The following is a 16346-nucleotide window of genomic DNA, read 5'->3' as shown; positions in this document are numbered from 1 at the left end:
TCGGCAGTCCACAGTGGAGCGTCCTGCGGTCAGGGGGCCGGCTCCGCGATGCCGCTCGGCTCGGCGAGCAGGTGCCCGATGTCGTTGCGGATGCTCAAGACGTCTTCGTCGCCGCCGGAGAGGGCGGCCGTGGCGATCGGCAACAGCTCTTCGAACCGGGCGAGTGCTCCGGCCGCGTCACCCGCCTTGCCGGTCCAGGTCGCGTGCCGTGCCTTGCAGCGCAACGTGATCCGGTCGGTGTCACCGAGTTCCCGGGCCGCGCGGTTCGCCCAAGCCGCCCAGCGTTCCCGGTTCTCGACGGGGATGTGGGACGCCCGTCGCTCCAACGCGGCGAGGGCGTCTTCACGGAGCCCGGCGAGCCAGAAGTGTTCGGCTTCGGTGGCCGCCGCGTAGCTCTGTTCCAGCGTCGGCTCGTCGTCTCCGGTCACGAGTGGCACCTCCGAGGCCGCCACCGCCAGCCGGGCGTGCAGCCGGGCCGCCGCGTCGGGGAAGAGAACGGGTGGCTCTCCGGTCCACAGGACGGTTTCGTCGGCGAGGCCCGCCCGTGTCCGGCTGACCGAGTCACCGAGCCCGGCCAGGAAGTCGCGGACGCGCACCCGCCGGTCCGGGCCGCCCGCCGCCGCGCTCGCCGCGGTGAGGATCGAGATCGGGATGGGCCCGCGGGAGGCGGCGAGACCGAGCAACTCCAGCAGGACCGCGTGTCCGGGCCGCGGCGAGGTCACCGCACCGGTGCCCTGCTCGATGTCGGTCTCCTCCTGCGCCACGCTGATGAAGGTGACCTTCGAATCGCCGAGCCGCAGCATGTCCCCGTGCGCCAACCGGACGCTCGGCACGCGCTGCCCGTTGACGAAGGTGCCGTTGGCGGAGTCGAGGTCCGTCAGCCACGCGTTCGTACCGTCCCAGCGGATCTTGCAGTGGAGCCGCGACACCCGCGAGTCGCCGAGCCGGACCGCGGCGTTCCTGCTGCGGCCGAGCGTCGTGAGCCCGAAGGACAGTTCGTGGTACGCGGGCTGCTGCCCGGGAACGTCGATGATCAGCGTGGCGGGGGTGATCCTCGGCGAGGTGGGCGAACCCGTGTCGTAGCCGGGCTGGCTGCCCCAGTCTCCGCTGTCCTCCGGTTCCTGGATTACGGGAGCCGGGTCGGCGACCGGCGGTCCCCAGCCTTCGGGCGGCTCGAAACTGCCCGCCATCACCAGGCGGACCTGGACCGCGGGCGGTAGGCACGCGGGATCCCGCGTGGTCGCGACGGTCTTGACCAACGCCAGTTCCGGTGCCGTCGACAGGCTGCGGAGAAGACCGCACAGCCGTTCCCGGACGTCGGGATCGAGGTCGTCGAGCCCGTCGATCGCGATCCGCACGGGCGCTCCGGTCCACTGTGGAGCGAGGGTCCGCAGCGGGCCGAGCAGCGCCAGATCGAAAGCGCTCGCACCGCTCCGGCCGACGTCGTCGAGCCCGGTCCGGTACGTCTGCTCGGCGTCGGCGAAACCGGGCACGCTGCGCCGCAGCTGACGGGCGAGTTCGCTCGCGAGCCGCTCGGCCGTGTCGCCCCGGCTCGCGAAGAGCACGGCGTGCAGGAAGTCGGGCGGCACATAGGATCCGGCCACCGAAGGCCGGGCGAGCGCGGCGAGCATGGTCGACTTCCCCGACCCCTCCTCGCCGGTGATCGTGACCAGCCGGGCACCGGTGAGCAGATGCCCGACGGTCTCGCCGAGTTGCGGATCCGGTTGGTAGCGCGCGGTCAGCCGTTCGATCGTGGGCGCGGCCGGGTTCCCGGCGAGCGGCGAACGCCGCCAGGCGGGGGAGGAGTTCAGCGCCAGCCACAGCCCCTGATCGGCCTCGGCCACCTCGCGGGTGCCGTCGAAACCCAGGTGGACGGCGGTCTGCGCCGGGCACAGGCCGGTGATCACCCGTTTGAGATCCGCGCACCGGACGCGTTCGCCGAACTCCGCGTGCCCCGTCCGCAGGACCGAGACCAGAGACCGGCTGAAACACCCGTTCGCGGCGACCCGGTCGTCCGAGGCGGTGAGCAGGTCGAACCGCTTGCCCGCCTCACCGACGATCCGCAGCCAGCGCTGACCCGCCTGTCGAGCCCCGATGCCGGCGTGACAGGTGTCGAGCAGGATCACCAGCCCGTCGAGCATCGAGTACCGGCCGAGGAGTTCCTTGATCCGCTGGGCGAACAGGAAGGAGCGGCGGCTGTCCACCGGCAGACCGGTGTCCTTGGTGAGGAAGTAGAAGTCGTCGTCGGCGTATTCGCCGTGCCCGACGAGCGAGAGGAAGAGTGTCGCCTCGTCTTCCGACGCGCGCTCGAAGGCTTCCACCAGCGCGTCGTCCAGCTCGACCATCGTCGGGTCGACGAGCAGGCCGCGACCGTCTTCGAGGGCGGGGACGCAGCCACCGATCTCGGGGTCGAGCAGGGCCGTCGAGACCTGATGGCCCGCGTCGGGGAGGAACGAGAGAAGGTTCAGCGAGTCGCATTGCGATGCGACCACCAACGACCTCCGCTCTCCCACGGCGATCACTTTGTCTCATCGGAAGGCCACCGGCAAGGGCGGCCGCGATACTGTGCGCCATGGCTCGGATCGTTCTGGTGCACGGCATCGCCCAGGAACAGAAGTCCGCGGACACGCTCGAAGCGGAATGGCTGCCGAGCCTGGCGGGCGGGGTCCGGCTCGCCGGTGACGCCGCGCTGGCCGACACCCTGTGGCGCGACGCCCGGCCCGGCGACGCGCGGATGGCCTTCTACGGCGATCTTTTCCGGAAGGAAGGCCAGCAGGGCGGCGCGGACGAACTCACCCCGGACGAGTGGGCACTCGCCGAAGCGCTGGCGGCGGAATGGCTCCGGAACGCGGCCTCTTCGGCGTCCCGCGAGGCGGACCGGAACCGGGCGAGGGCCGAACTCGATCTGCTCGGCGGTCCGGCGGGGGAGACCCAAGGTGTGCGCGCGGCCGCCCGTCCGGTGTTGAACGCGCTGGTGCGGCTGAAGCCGTTCGCGCGGCTCGGGGTGGCGTTCGCCGAACGAGTGGTGGTCAAGGCGCTCAAGCAGGTGACGCTGTACCTCACCGACGAGACGATCCGGGAGGGCGTACAGGCCCGCGTCGCCGAGCACCTCGGGCCGGAGACCGAGGCGATCATCGGGCACTCCCTCGGTTCCGTCGTCGCCTACGAGGCCGCCCATCGGCACGGCCGGCCGCTGCCGCTGCTGCTCACCCTCGGCTCGCCGCTGGGCCTGCGCACGGTCGTCTACGAACGGACCCTCCCGCAGCCGCCGTCCGTGCCGCCCGGCGTCGCGAGCTGGGTGAACCTGGCCGACCGGGACGACCTCGTCGCAGCCCGGCCCGACCTCACCGGGCTGTTCCCCGGCGCCGACGGGGTCCTGGACAGCGGCTACACGGTCGACAACGGGGCGAAACCGCACGAGGCCGCGTTCTACCTCGCCAAGCGACGCACCGGTGAGGTCGTCTCCCGCGCGTTAACCTCCGGCGGGCAGGCGTAACGCGGCGGTTTCCGCGGCGACGACGGATGGAAACAGCTTCCGTCGAAGCTCACCGGTGAGGTGATCTTCGAGGGAAGGGGAAGCCATGCGGGTATCGGCGGAGGTCGGCACGTGGCTCGCGCGGCGCAGCAGCCGGGCGGGTGACTGGTGGGCGGCGGAGCTGGTCGCCGCCAAACGCGGGACGCGGGTTTCGGTGGTGATCCCGGCCCGCGACGAGGCGGAGACGGTGGGCGCGATCGTCGGCACCATCCGGCGCGAACTCGTCGAACGCTTTCCCCTGGTCGACGAGATCCTGGTGGTGGACAGCCATTCCACGGACGCGACCGCCGAGGTCGCCGCGGCCGCCGGGGCGGACGTCGTCGCGCAGGATTCGGTGTTCCCGGAGCTGGAAAGCCTGACGGGCAAAGGAGAAGCGCTCTGGAAGGGCGTCGCCGAAACCAGCGGGGACCTCGTCGTCTTCGTCGACGGCGATCTCCGCGACTTCACCGCGGACTACGTGACCGGACTGCTCGGACCGTTGCTGACCGACCCGGGGATCGCCTACGTCAAAGGGTTCTACCACCGCCCGCTCGCCGGGGCTGCGGGCGTCGAACCCGACGGCGGTGGCCGGGTCACCGAACTCGTCGCCCGCCCGCTGCTCAACATGTACTGGCCGGAGCTGGCCGGTTTCGTCCAGCCGCTCGCCGGTGAGTACGCGGGACGGCGCGAAGTGCTCGAAGGCATCCCGTTCGTCACGCATTACGGCGTCGAGGTCGGCCACCTGATCGACCTGCTCGAACTGCACGGGCTCGACGCGCTCGCGCAGGTCGACCTCGGCCACCGGACCCACCGGCATCAGGGCACCCAGGCACTCGGCCGGATGGCCGCGCAGATCATGCTGACCCTGATGGACCGGCTGGAGCGCGGTGGCCGGGTGATCTCCGTGGCGCCGCCGTCGACGTCGCTCGCGCAGTTCCGGCGCGGTGCGGGGGAGGCGGTCGAGCGGGAACTCGTGCTCACCGACGTGACCCTCACCCAGCGGCCGCCGCTGGAGAGCCTCCCGCCGGAGATCCGCCCGGAGAACTCACCCGCCTTGCGCAGGAGCGCTTAGCGCCTCCTTGGGCTGCCAGCCCGGCGGGCCGAACACGTACCCGAGTTTGTCCCGCCACGAGCCGGCTGCGCGGACGTCGCGCAGGATCGAGCCGTACTCGTGGAAGCCGACCTTGAGCAGGTTGTAGGACTCGACGTTCTTGGTCAGCCCGTAGGTCGGGCGTTTGCCCTCCGGCACGAAACTGCCGAACATCCGATCCCAGATGATCAGGATGCCGCCGTAGTTCGCGTCCAGGTACTCCTGGTCGCTGCCGTGGTGCACACGATGGTGTGAAGGCGTGTTGAACACGTACTCGAACCAGCGCGGCAGCTTCCGGATCTTCTCGGTGTGCACGAAGAACTGGTAGACGAGGTCGATCGACAGGCCGGTGAGGATCATCCACGGCGGGATGCCCGCCAGGGCGAGAATCGACCAGAACGGCAGCTGGAAGTACGGGGTCCACTTCTGCCGCAACGCCGTCGAGAAGTTGTAGTGCTCGCTCGAATGGTGCACCTGGTGGCCGGCCCACATGAGCCGGACGCGGTGGCTGGCCCGGTGGTAGGCGTAGAAGACGAGCTCCTGGCCCAGCAGCATCAGGACCCAGGTCCACCAGTCGTGCGGGCTGAACTTCACCGGCGCGAGTTCGTAGAGCGCGGCGAAGACGAACAGCATGGCGATGCGGAAGACGCCGTTGATCACCACCGCCACCGCGCCCATGGACATGCTGGTGCGGGTGTCCTTGACGCTGTAGCCGATGACGTTGTCGTCGTGCCCCAGCACGTGCAGTGCGAGGATCTCGATCGCGACGAACAGCAGGAACACCGGCGTCGCCAGCAGCACCGGGTCACTCAGATGGGCAAGAAAATCCGCCACCGCACCTCTCCCTGTCTCGCCCCCGGTTATCTGACCATCAGGTAACTTACCCTAGGGTCATTTACCTCAGGGTAAGATAACCGCCGTGACAGAAGCAAGGGCCGTCGGCACGAAGGGGGTGCCCCGCGAAGAGCGGGAGACCCAGATCGTGCGCGCCGGGACGGAGGAGTTCGGCAAGAACGGGTACGCCGGGGCGTCGATGGTGGAGATCGCCCGCCGGGTCGGTGTCACGAAACCCTTGCTGTACCAGTACTTCGGCTCGAAGGACGGGCTGTATCTCGCCTGCCTGCACCGGGCGGGGGACAGGCTGACCGAAGGGGTCGCCGAGACGATGGCGGAGGAGGGCGAGCCGCCGGAACGGATGCCGCTCGCGGTGCTCTCGGCCATCTTCGAGACCTTCGACAACGACCGCTACGCCTGGAAGCTGCTGCGCGACCCGACGGTGCCCTCGACCGGTGAGATCGCCGGTGTCGCGGTCGACTACCGCTACCGGCTCGACGGGTTCGCGCTGGTCGGCGCCGCGCAGCTGATGCACGCACGCGGGCTGGACGACGATCGCGACATCGAGGCGATCGCCCAGGTGTGGACCGGCGTGGTCGACTCCCTGATCAGCTGGTGGATCGACCAGCCGGATCAGGACGCCGCGGCGATGACCGAACGCTGCTCGCGGATCATGCGGAACCTGTTCGGCTGGTGAGCACAAAAAAACACCACCCGCCGGGAAGCCCGGACGGGGTGGTGTTCCTCCAGCTCACACTGGATACGGTCGGGGTGCCCGGCGCCGCTCCGGACACCCCGACCGTGCTCAGGACGCGGCGCTGGATTTGCCGCGCAGCTTGACGTTGGCCGTCGAAGCGTTCTTGATGGCCGTTTCGATCTGCGCCATCGTCGAGGACGAGGACAGCCCCGGCACCGTCGCCGACTTCAGCGCGTACAGCGTGAAGGTGTAGGGATGGCTGGAGCCGCCGGGGCAGGGGCCGAAGTACTTCTGCGAGTTCGCCCCGCTGCCCATGGCCTTCTGCTTGGCGCCGTTCTGGTTCGGGACGGTGAAGCCCGAGCCCAGGCCTTCCGGCAGTGACGCCGCCGAAGCCGGGATGTCCCAGATCGCCCAGTGCAGTTTGTTGCCGTTGTTGGCCACGTCGGCGAAGACGATCGCGTATCCCTTGGCACCGGTGGTCCCGGCGCTCCACGCCAGCGGCGGCGAGGTGTCCTGTCCCGCGGTGCCGTCACCGGCGCAGGTGAACTTGTCCGGGATGGTCGCGTTGTCGGCGAACGCGGAACTGGTCAGCTTGAACGCTCCCGGCTGCGAGGTGCCGGGGAACTTCAGCCGCACCACCACGTTGTCGATCCCGCTCGGCGTGCCGCCGTTCTTGTCCGCGTTGGTCGAGGTGACCCACAGCCCGCCGTCGGGCGTCTTGGTGACCGAGCGGAGCCTGCCCCAGCGGCCGGAGAACAGCGACTGCACCGAGCCGACACCGTTGCCCGCGGCGTTGATCTGCGTGGCGAAGAGCTGCTCGCTGGTGACCGCCGCGACGTAGATCCAGTCGTTGACGATCTCGATCCCGCTCGGCCCGCCGGAGCTGGTCGGCCAGGTCTTCTTCGGCGCGATCGTGCCGGCGCAGCTGCCGGTGGTCCCTTCGCACTGGGACCAGCCGAAGTTGCCGCCCTTCTGGATCAGGTTGAGCTCGTCCTGGGTGCCGTCGCCGAATTCCGACGACCACAGCTGGCCGCGGGAGTCCCACGCGAGGCCCTGCGGGTTGCGGTGCCCGTAGCTCCAGACGTACCGGGCGTTGCCGCCGGTGGAGAAGAACGGGTTGTCACTCGGCGCGGAGCCGTCGGGGTTGAGCCGCAGGATCTTCCCGTTGAGCGAACTCTTGTCCTGCGCCGTCGCCTTGTTCTGCCCGTCGCCGACGGTGGCGTAGAGCTTGCCGTCCGGGCCGAACCGCACCCTTCCCCCGTTGTGGTAACGGTTCTTGGCGATCCCGGTGAGCACCGGAGTCGACGTCGAGGACAGCGTTCCGTTCTCGTAGGTCATCTTCACGATCCGGTTGTCCCCGGATGCCGTGTGGTACAGGTAGACCGCGTGATCGGTGGCGTAGTTCGGCGAGATCGCGATGCCGAGCAGACCGCCCTCGCCGTTGGTGCCGACCGCGCCGGGGACCTTGCCGACCGTGGTCTTCTCACCCGACGGCGTGATCCGCAGGATCTCGAACCGGTCCCGTTCGGTCGCCAGCGCCGTGCCGTCCGGCAGGAAGTCGACAGACCAGGCGAGGTCCACCTTCGTGATGTCCTTGTCGTACTCGGGAATCCCGCCGCCCGCGGCGCCACTCGTCTTCGTGGTCAGCGCGTTGCTCGCGGCCGAAGCGTTGCCGTCGAGGTCACGCGCCTTCACCGTGAACGTGTACGACGTGTTCGCCGTCAGCCCGGTGACCGTGGCTTCGAGCGACGGCGTCGTCGCGACCTTCGTGGTGCCCTGGTACACGTCGTAACCGGCGATGGTGCCGCTGTCGTCGGTGGAAGCGTTCCACGCCAACGAGACGCTGTTCGCGGTCACCGACGTCGAGCGCAGGTTCCCGGGCACGGTCGGCGGGGTGGTGTCCCCGCTGGGCGGCGTCGTGAACTGGACGACATTGCTTTGCTGCGAAGGGTTTCCAGCGGCGTCGAAGGCGCCGACGGAGATGTCGTAGGCCGTGTTCGGCTGCAGGTTGTCGACGGTAGTGGTGAGCGTGTTCCCGTCGACGGTCTTGAGGACGTTGCCGCCGCGCATCACGTCGTAGCGGACCACGCCGACGTTGTCGGTCGCGGCCTCCCAGGTGAAGGTGGCGCTGCGGGCCTTGATGTCCTTGGCCGCCAGGTTCTTCGGCGGGGTCGGTGCCTCGGCGTCGGTCACTCCGCTCGCGGTGAGCTTGTCCGCGTTGGGCCCGCCGTTCGCGGTCGTCGCGGTGGTGCGGATCTTGTTGGCCCCGGCGGCCAGCGCGACGTCCTTGGTGACGGTCTTCCAGGTGGTCCACGCGCCGGTGCCGGGGAACGACAGCGTCCCGGCCGCGGTGCCGTTGACGCTGAGGGAAACCGGCCGGTCGATCGTGGTTCCGTTGGCGTAGCGGAAGGTCAGGGTCTGGGTTCCGGCCTGTGCGGCGTTCACCGTGTACTCGACATAGCTGCCAACGACGTTGTCGAAGTTCACGAACCCGGTGCCGGAGTAGCCCGCGTGGTTCTTCTCGACGGCGCCTTGGGAGATCGTCGCGTCTTCGGATTCGTGATCGGTCGGTGCCGCGCCGGCGGGTGGGGCCGGCAGGACGGCGATGGTCATCGCCGTCGCGGCCGCACACGTCAGCAGCGCGCGCCACGGTGGTCGGGGTGCCACTGGAGCCTCCATGCGTGAAGTTCGGGGGTCGGGAGGTACAACGGCGGACCGGGCGGGGCCCGGCGGGGAAGTGGAGTTTTAGTTAGGAAACTTTCCTATCTATGGTTCAGATCACACACCAGTGGGTGCTTCGTGTCAATAGTTGACCAACATCAACACGGAGGGTCACACCCCCGAATGCATTTAGTCCTCTGGATGCGGTCCTTGCACACGCAAGTACCGCATCCAGAGGACTAAATGCGGGAGTGGGGAAGCGTCAGCCGGCGATGTCGGCCCGGGCGATCACCTTCGTGATCCGCGCGCGTACCAAGGACTCCTCGGGCACGGCGTTGCGCTTGCCGTAGGCCTCGGCCTTGTCCTCGCCCATGTACCGGCCACCGAGCCTGGTCGCCCATTCGAGCATTTCGTCGAGGTCGCTGTGCAACACGGCTTCGGCGGTGAACTGCACGTACGAGTAAGGCGGCTTCTGGTCGTCGACGGCAAGCGAAAGCCGCGGGTCGCGCCGCAGCGCCTTCCCCTTCAGGGTGTCCGTGCCGGTGGTGAAGATCAGTTCGTCACCGTCCGGGCCCTCGTTCAGCAGGAACCACACCGGCGTCACGATCGCCGCCCCGTTCGCCCGGACCAGGCCCAGCATGCCCGTCCGCGTCCCCGCGCTCGCGAACTCCCACCATTCGTCCCTGTTCATTTCACGCATGAACCAGACGCTACCGCCGCCCCGGGGGCCGGGCACCCAGGTCACCCGTGCGGGGTGTCGGTGGCGGCGACTAGCCTGGCCTGCTGTGCGAGACGACGAGCTGACCGGGATGGGGCTGGCCGACGAGGGGCTGACCCGCCGCCTCAAGGCGCTGGCCTGCACAGCGCCCTTGCACGACCTCGACGCGCGCAAGTCGAAGCTGGACTGGGCGGACGCCACGATCTACCAGATGGCCGAGATCGCCCTGCACACGATCGACCAGGTCACCGTGTCGATGGACTTCGACACCGGCGCCGACCACGATCAGGTGATCGCGCGGCTGTCGCCGTTCGTCGCGCTCCAGGCACCCGGCCGGACACCGGACGAGCACGCCAAGGTCGCCCGCTGGGTGCTCGACAACCTCATCAACGTCGGCACCACCGATCGCGGGTTCCGCCGTGTCTACGGCTCCATCGGCCCGGGCGGCGGCTACCAGCGCCGCCAGTTCGACTTCAAGCTGCTCGTCGAGCTGGCCGCGCCCGACGGCGAGGTCTACCTGCGCGCCACCGACGAGGCGATCAACGTGCTCGTCGGCGCGCTGGACACCGACGTCGAATCCGCGCAGATCGCCGCCGAGGTCAAACTGGAGAACCTGATCAACCGCGGCCGCCTCGCCGACGCCAAGCTGGCCGCCGAACAGGCCCGCTACCGCACCGTCCAGTACGGCGAGACGTTGCGCGCCAAACTCGACGCCACCCGCCGCGACGTGCGCGCGGTCGACTGGGAGCGCGAGGTCCCGGATCTGCTGGACCAGGCGCTGTCCCATATCGAATCCCGGTTCCGCGCCGAGAACGCGATCCTCAAGAACATCACCGCGTCGCGGGACGAGACCGAAGACCTCGACCGCAAACGCCGCGCCGCCGAACTCGTCGACATCGTCGGCGACTGCATCCGCCGCCACACGCGGCTCCAGTCCCGGCTCGCCGACGCCGGCGCGGTGTTCCGCGCCGAACAGGACCGCCAGCAGTTCTCCGGGCCGCCGCAGCGCGCCACGATCGACCTGTTCGGCCAGCTCCTGATGCCGACGCTGGGCCTGCCGATCGCCGAGGCCGTCGCGCCCGCCGAGTCGTTCTTCCACGCCGGCGCCGGGATCTCCCCGCCGACCGTGCCGTCGCTGTCCTCGCTGGTGTCGCTGCTGCTGCGCCCCGCGCCCGAGCGCGACCAGCTCGTCGGCGAGATCCCCGAACCCGAGCTGATGCCCGCCGACGTCACCGACAAGTTCGGCGACGAGCAGTGGCGCCTCGCCGACGACCTGCTCGACCTGCCGGAGGTGCCGCGACGGCTGTCCGGGCTGCTCGAAGAGGCCCGCCGGATCGATCCCGGGCTGCCCGCCCTGGTCGCACTGCGGGCGGTGCACGCCTACAGTCCCGAGGTCGGCGCGGCGCTCCGGCAGGGGGAGCGCCAGGTGCTGCTGGCCGTCGACGACGGCACGCTGCTCGAAGACCCCGAGTTCGGCGGAGCGGATCTCCTGCTCTCGTCCGCCAGGGTCGATCGCCACGAAGAAGAAGAGGAGGAGGTCGCGTGACGACCACAGGGGACGTCGAATCCGCGGCCCGGCTCGTCTCGTTCGGCATGCGCCCGAAGCAGCTCCCGTCGCGGGACGTCGTGTACGGCGACCTCGTCCGGCGCTACGGCGAGGACAGGGCGTTCAAGCAGCTCACGCACGCGGTCGCGGCCGGGCTCGGGCTGATGGTGCTGGAGGTCAACCTCCAGGCCGGTGCCGTGCTGGCGGCGACCGACGAATCCGTCTTCGAGATCAAGATGGACAGCTACGCGCGGCAGAGCAAGATCCGCGAACGCCGGGAGACCGAGAAGGTCCTGCACGGGCTCGTCCACCTGGCCACCGCCGCGCTCGGCTACCCGCGGCCGGACGACCTCGCCAACGACACCTACATCGGCCGAGTCAGTGTCGAGCAGGTGGACGCGATGGTGCGCGAGGCCTGCCGGATCCTCGACGAGCGCGCGGCGGAGGCCGAAGCGAACAACGACCCGCTGGCCGACGCGCCCGAACTCGAACAGGCCTGGCGGGCCTACGCCCGGCGTCCGGCGGCCGCCGCGACCAAGGACGGCAGGCTGGCGTCGGACACCACGCGCGGCATGGTCGCGCGGGCCCTGCGTTTCCTCGCCGATCAAGGCTTTCTCGTCCAGGTCAGCGGGGAGCAGGGCGGGACCTACCGGACGACACCGCGCTACCAGGTGCAGGTGCGGGAACTCGCCGCCGACGCGGCCTTCGACGATCTGCTCGAGCTGAACGTGGTGTCGGTCGCCAACGGTGGCGGGACGTTGCGCGCGGCCGCGTCGGACACGCTCTAGAGGGGAAGAGATGTACGAGCTTTCGCGGGTTCGCCTGCACTCGGTGGGCCCGGCGGGCGCGCGGTACCAGGACGTCGTGCTGGACTTCAGCGGCGTCGGCGCCGCCATCACCGCGCCCAAACAGGACGCGTTGTTCAGCGCCGGGATCCACCTGGCGGGGGAGGGGCCGCCGCGGCGCCCGTCGCCGGCGAGCGTGCTGTTCCTGGAGAACGGCGGCGGTAAATCCGTCCTGATCAAGCTGATCTTCTCGGTCATGCTGCCCGGCCGCCGCCAGGTCGTCGGCACGACGAACACCAAGGTGCTGGAGAAGTTCGTCGCCGCCAAGGACGTTTCGCACGTCGTGCTGGAGTGGCTGCAGGTCGAGACCGGCCACCGGGTGATCACCGGCAAGGTGTCGGAATGGCGCGGGCACGTGGTGTCGGCCGACTCGGAGAACCTCGTCGACTCCTGGTACTGCTTCCGGCCGACGCCCTCGCTCGATCTGGACTCGCTGCCGCTGACGTCGGACGGCAGGCTGCTGACGATGTCCGGCTTCCACGACCAGCTCGACAAGGTGCACGGCGGCGAGCCGGAACTGGAGCTGTTCTGGACCCGGCGGCACCACGAATGGACGTCGCGGCTCGACGGTCTCGGTCTCGACACCGAGCTTTTCCGGTACCAGCGCGCGATGAACGCCGGCGAGGGTGAGGCGGCCGACGCCTTCGCCTTCAGCACCGACGAGGCGTTCGTCGAGTTCCTGTTGCGCGCGGTGCTTTCGGAGGAGGAGCCGAAGGACCTCGCCGAGGTCGTCGCGACCTATGCGCACAACCTCGCCCAGCGCGGGGATCTGTTGTCGGAGCGGGATTTCGTCGCGGGCGCGCTCGATCTGCTCACGCCGCTGGCGGAGGAGGAAGGCGTCGCCGCCGCGTCACGGAAGCTCGCCGACGCGGCCCGCGCCGAGATGCGGACGCTGGCCGGTCAGGTCGCCGCCCGCGACAAGCTGGAGAACGAGCGGCTGAGCGGGCTTGAACAGCACGTCGACGAGGTGAAGTCCGCGGAGAAACTGGCCGAGGGCGACCACCGCCGTCTCACCGCCGGGGTCACCGAACTCCGCCGCCTGGTCGGGAAACTGCGGCTCGACGAGGCGCAGGAGAGCAAGAAGCGGATCGACGGCGAACTGGCCGAGGCCAAGACCGCCGCCGAGGCGTGGCGTGAATGCACGACCGTGCTCAACCACCTCAACGCCGCCCGCAAGGCACGCGATTTCCGGGAACTGGTGGGGACTCGCGAGCAGAAGGCGCAGCCCGCGCTGCAGGCACGCAACGCCGCCGCGGGCGCGCTCGCCAGGGGACTGCTGGGGCTGGCCAAGAACGCCACCGAGCAGGCGGCGAAGGCCGAAGCCCATGTCGGCGCCCTGCGTGCCGAGGCGGAGAAGGCGCAGGCGGAACGCGACGAGTCGGCGAACCTCGCGGCGTCGCGCCGGGCGGAGGCTCGCGGGCTGGGGGCGCGGATCGCCGAGATCCGGGAGGAGATCGCGGAAACCGTCCGGTCCGGCGCGCTCAAGGCCGGGGCGGACGTCGCCGAAGCGGCGCGCGCCGCCAGGGCCGAGGCCGAGACGACCGCCGCCGAACTCGTCCGCCGTGAACAGGAACTCGAACGCGTCGCCGAGGATCTGCGGGCCGCGCAGGCCACGGTCAACGACGCGCACCGGCTCGCCGGGTCCACAAAGGACCGGCTGGAACGCGCGGCCGACGAACTCGACCGCGCCAACCGGCGCACCGACGCGCTCGGCGTCGAACCCCGGCTGAGCGAACTCCTCGGCGCGGACGACGTCACGCTGGAGACCGACCTTCCGGTGTTGCTGGAGCGCCTTCGCGAGGCCGGTTCGGCCGCGGAGAAGGAACAGACCGCGTTGCGGATGGAGGAATCCGTCGACGAGCGCGCGCTGAACGCGCTCGGTTCGGGAGGTCTCCTGCCCGCTCCGGAAGAGGTCCAGGCGACGCTCGACGCGCTGGAAGCCGCCGGGATGAACGCGTGGTCCGGCTGGCGCTACCTGTCCACTTTGGACAAGAAGCGGCGGGCGGCCGTGCTGGCGCGCGCTCCCCAGCTGGTCTCGGGGATCCTGCTGAACGAGCCGGAGCAGGTCCGGCTCGCCGAGAAGGTCCTGGCGGAGCGGCGTCTGCTGCCCAGCACGATCATCCCGGTCGCCACCACCGAGGCCACCACGACCGACCGTCTGCCGGGCGAGGCCGGGATCGAATTCCTCGTGCCGCCCAACCCGGCGATGTACGACGAGGAGGCCGCCGACGCCGAGCGCGAGGCCATCGCGCTCCGGCACGCGGAACGCCAGCGACGGCTGGAGGCGCTCGCGACGTCGCTGGCCGACGACAGCGCGTTGTCGTGGAAGCTCAAGACCTGGCGCGAGGACTACCCGCCCGGCAGCATCGCGACGCTCGCCGAGCAGCTCCAGAACGCGCGCACCGCGCACGAGACCGCGCGTACGGCGCTGGAGCAGGCCGAAAAGGAGTTCCAGCGGCTCGGGGAGAAAGCCGCCGGGCTGCGGGAACGGATCCCCGAACTGCGCACCGCCTCGGCCGAGGCGGGGGAGCGCGTTCGCGGGCTGGAAGCCCTCGCCACACGCGCCGCGAAGATCCCCGAGTGGACGGACGACGTCGAACGCGCGACCGAGATCGCCGAGCGGGCCGAGGCCACGGCGTCCGAAGCCGCGGTGAAGGCTTCCCGGCTGCGCGAACAGGCGGGTGAGGAACAACGCACCGCCGACGGGCACCGGCGCACGGCGACGACCGCGAAGGCGGAACTGGCCGAGGTGCCGGGATCGAGCGACGTCACCGAGGACGACTCCGTGCCCGCCGAACCGGTGGACGCCTTGCGGCGTACCTTCGCGTCGGCTTCCGAGGCGTACGCGAAGGTGGAGGTCGGCAGCGATCTCCGTGCCGAACTCGACCAGGCCGAAAGCGTCGAGGCGTCCGCGCGGGCGGCCTTGGAGGCGTTGGACGACGCCGTCCGCGAGCGGGCTTCGGCGCTGCTGGAGACGCCGGACGGCTCCGACGCTTCGGCGCGGGCCGCGGCGCAGGCGCGGGCGAACCGGGCCGTCGCGGTACTGGAGGAGGAGCGCACCGAGATCGTCGGCCTGGTCGCGACCCGCAAGGCGGAACTGGGCCAGCTTCCGGAACAGCCGTCCGCGCTCGCCCTCGACGCGCGGCCGAAGGACATCGAGCACGGCCTGGAGCTGATCGACGAAGCCGGTCTCGAAGTGTCCGCCGCCGCGCGGAAATGGGAGGAACTGCAGGAGCGCCGCGCCGCGGCCGAAGCGACGCTGGAGTCCGCGAAGACGTCCGCGTCCGGCTTCGGTCTCCTGGCCGAATCGATGGCGCATCTGCTGTCCAAAGAGGACGAAGAAGCGCCCTTCGAGGGCGACGTCGAATCCGCGCGCGCCAAGCACTCCCGGCTCAACACGGCGCTCACCGAGGCGCAGGACGCGGCCGACGCGGGAGATCGCCGGGTGCGGGCCGCGGCCGACCAGCTGGCGCAATACGCCACGGACAAGCGATTCGAAAAGCTCAGCACACCGGTGCGGCAGCAGGTGATCTCGGTCCGCCGCGACCAGTTGCCCGCCCACGCCGCGGAATGGGCGGAGGCGTTGCGGCCCCGGCTGCGCACGCTCACCGACGACCTCGCGCAGATCGACCGGCACCGCGGCGGCATCATCACCCGCCTGCAGGGCATGGTCGACGGCGCGCTGCGTACACTCCGTGCGGCGCAACGGGTCTCACGGCTGCCGGACGGTCTCGGCGACTGGTCGGGCCAGGAGTTCCTGCGGATCCGCTTCACCGAACTCGAAGAGAACGTGCTCGCCGAGAAACTGGGCGAGGTCGTCGACGAGGCCGCGGTGGGGAAGACCTCCGACGGCCGGGACGTCAAACGGGACGGGCTTTCGCTCGTGCTGCGCGGCGTGCAGGCCGCCGCTCCCAAGGGTTTCCGGGTCGACATGCTGAAGCCGGATTCGGTGCTGCGGACCGAACGGCAGCGCGTCTCCGAGATCCGGGACGTGTTCTCCGGCGGGCAGCAGCTGACCGCGGCGATCATCCTGTACTGCACCCTGGCGGCACTGCGGGCGAACAACCGCGGCAAGGCCCGCAACCGGCATTCGGGCGTGCTGTTCCTCGACAACCCGATCGGCCGCGCGTCGGCGGGCTACCTGCTGGAACTGCAGCGCGCGGTCGCGGAGGCGCTGGGCGTCCAGCTGATCTACACCACCGGCCTGTTCGACGCCGGCGCGCTGAGCGAGTTCCCGCTGATCGTGCGGCTGCGCAACGACGCGGACCTGCGGGCGGGGCGCAAGTACCTGTCCGTCGACGCGACGATCCGGAACGCGACCGACGAACTCGGCGAGCCGGACGGTGTCGCGCGGCTGTCGGCGACGCGGCTGTTCACGCGGCCGTCGGAGGAGCCCGAGCAGGAGGAAGAGACGGCCTGACGTGCGATGTGGCCAGGATCT

Annotated in this window: 10 protein-coding genes; 6 read left to right on the top strand and 4 right to left on the bottom strand. The window is 70.1% G+C overall.

The features are described from left to right. Positions 1-29: 29 nt before the first annotated feature. Positions 30-2492 carry an FHA domain-containing protein gene (locus tag DMC61_RS06575; RefSeq protein ID WP_125687625.1) on the bottom strand — a complete coding sequence of 821 codons (2463 nt, stop codon included), beginning with the start codon at positions 2490-2492 and terminating at the stop codon, positions 30-32. Between the two features lie 80 nt (positions 2493-2572). Between DMC61_RS06575 and DMC61_RS06570 the strand changes: the two genes are divergently transcribed. Next, entirely contained in the window at positions 2573-3496 is a 924-nt protein-coding gene (locus DMC61_RS06570; protein ID WP_125687622.1) for a hypothetical protein, read from the top strand. A gap of 85 nt (positions 3497-3581) precedes the next feature. Further along, entirely contained in the window at positions 3582-4586 is a 1005-nt protein-coding gene (locus DMC61_RS06565) for a glucosyl-3-phosphoglycerate synthase (RefSeq protein WP_125687620.1), read from the top strand. Here the strand turns inward: DMC61_RS06565 and DMC61_RS06560 are convergent. Continuing rightward, positions 4560-5438 carry a sterol desaturase family protein gene (locus DMC61_RS06560; RefSeq protein WP_125687618.1) on the bottom strand — a complete coding sequence of 293 codons (879 nt, stop codon included), beginning with the start codon at positions 5436-5438 and terminating at the stop codon, positions 4560-4562. The genes DMC61_RS06565 and DMC61_RS06560 overlap by 27 nt on opposite strands. Positions 5439-5523: 85 nt before the next feature. On the opposite strand from DMC61_RS06560, the gene DMC61_RS06555 reads away from it, so the two are divergent. After that, on the top strand, positions 5524-6135 hold the full coding sequence (locus tag DMC61_RS06555) for a TetR/AcrR family transcriptional regulator (RefSeq protein ID WP_228688349.1): 612 nt from the start codon (positions 5524-5526) through the stop codon (positions 6133-6135). 108 nt (positions 6136-6243) lie between these two features. Here DMC61_RS06555 and DMC61_RS06550 read toward each other — a convergent pair whose 3' ends face one another. Further along, on the bottom strand, positions 6244-8748 hold the full coding sequence (locus DMC61_RS06550) for a PQQ-dependent sugar dehydrogenase (RefSeq protein WP_125688115.1): 2505 nt from the start codon (positions 8746-8748) through the stop codon (positions 6244-6246). Between the two features lie 310 nt (positions 8749-9058). Beyond that, the gene (locus DMC61_RS06545; protein WP_125687616.1) at positions 9059-9496 is read right to left on the bottom strand and encodes a PPOX class F420-dependent oxidoreductase; all 438 of its coding nucleotides are present in this window, start codon (positions 9494-9496) and stop codon (positions 9059-9061) included. Between the two features lie 109 nt (positions 9497-9605). Between DMC61_RS06545 and DMC61_RS06540 the strand changes: the two genes are divergently transcribed. The 3 genes from DMC61_RS06540 to DMC61_RS06530 are packed head-to-tail and all read left to right on the top strand — an operon-like array spanning position 9606 to position 16325. Continuing rightward, complete coding sequence (locus DMC61_RS06540) at positions 9606-11060, top strand: hypothetical protein (RefSeq protein WP_125688113.1); 1455 nt, start codon at positions 9606-9608, stop codon at positions 11058-11060. A gap of 47 nt (positions 11061-11107) precedes the next feature. Next, positions 11108-11848: a hypothetical protein gene (locus tag DMC61_RS06535; protein ID WP_046199931.1), complete on the top strand. Its 741-nt coding sequence runs from the start codon at positions 11108-11110 to the stop codon at positions 11846-11848. Between the two features lie 10 nt (positions 11849-11858). Further along, on the top strand, positions 11859-16325 hold the full coding sequence (locus DMC61_RS06530; protein WP_125687614.1) for a hypothetical protein: 4467 nt from the start codon (positions 11859-11861) through the stop codon (positions 16323-16325). Positions 16326-16346: the final 21 nt, after the last annotated feature.

The organism is Amycolatopsis sp. WAC 04169, assembly GCF_003947535.1.
Classification (GTDB): domain Bacteria; phylum Actinomycetota; class Actinomycetes; order Mycobacteriales; family Pseudonocardiaceae; genus Amycolatopsis; species Amycolatopsis keratiniphila.
Note: the sequence above shows the minus strand (reverse complement) of the source record. Positions and strands in the feature narration are given on the sequence as shown.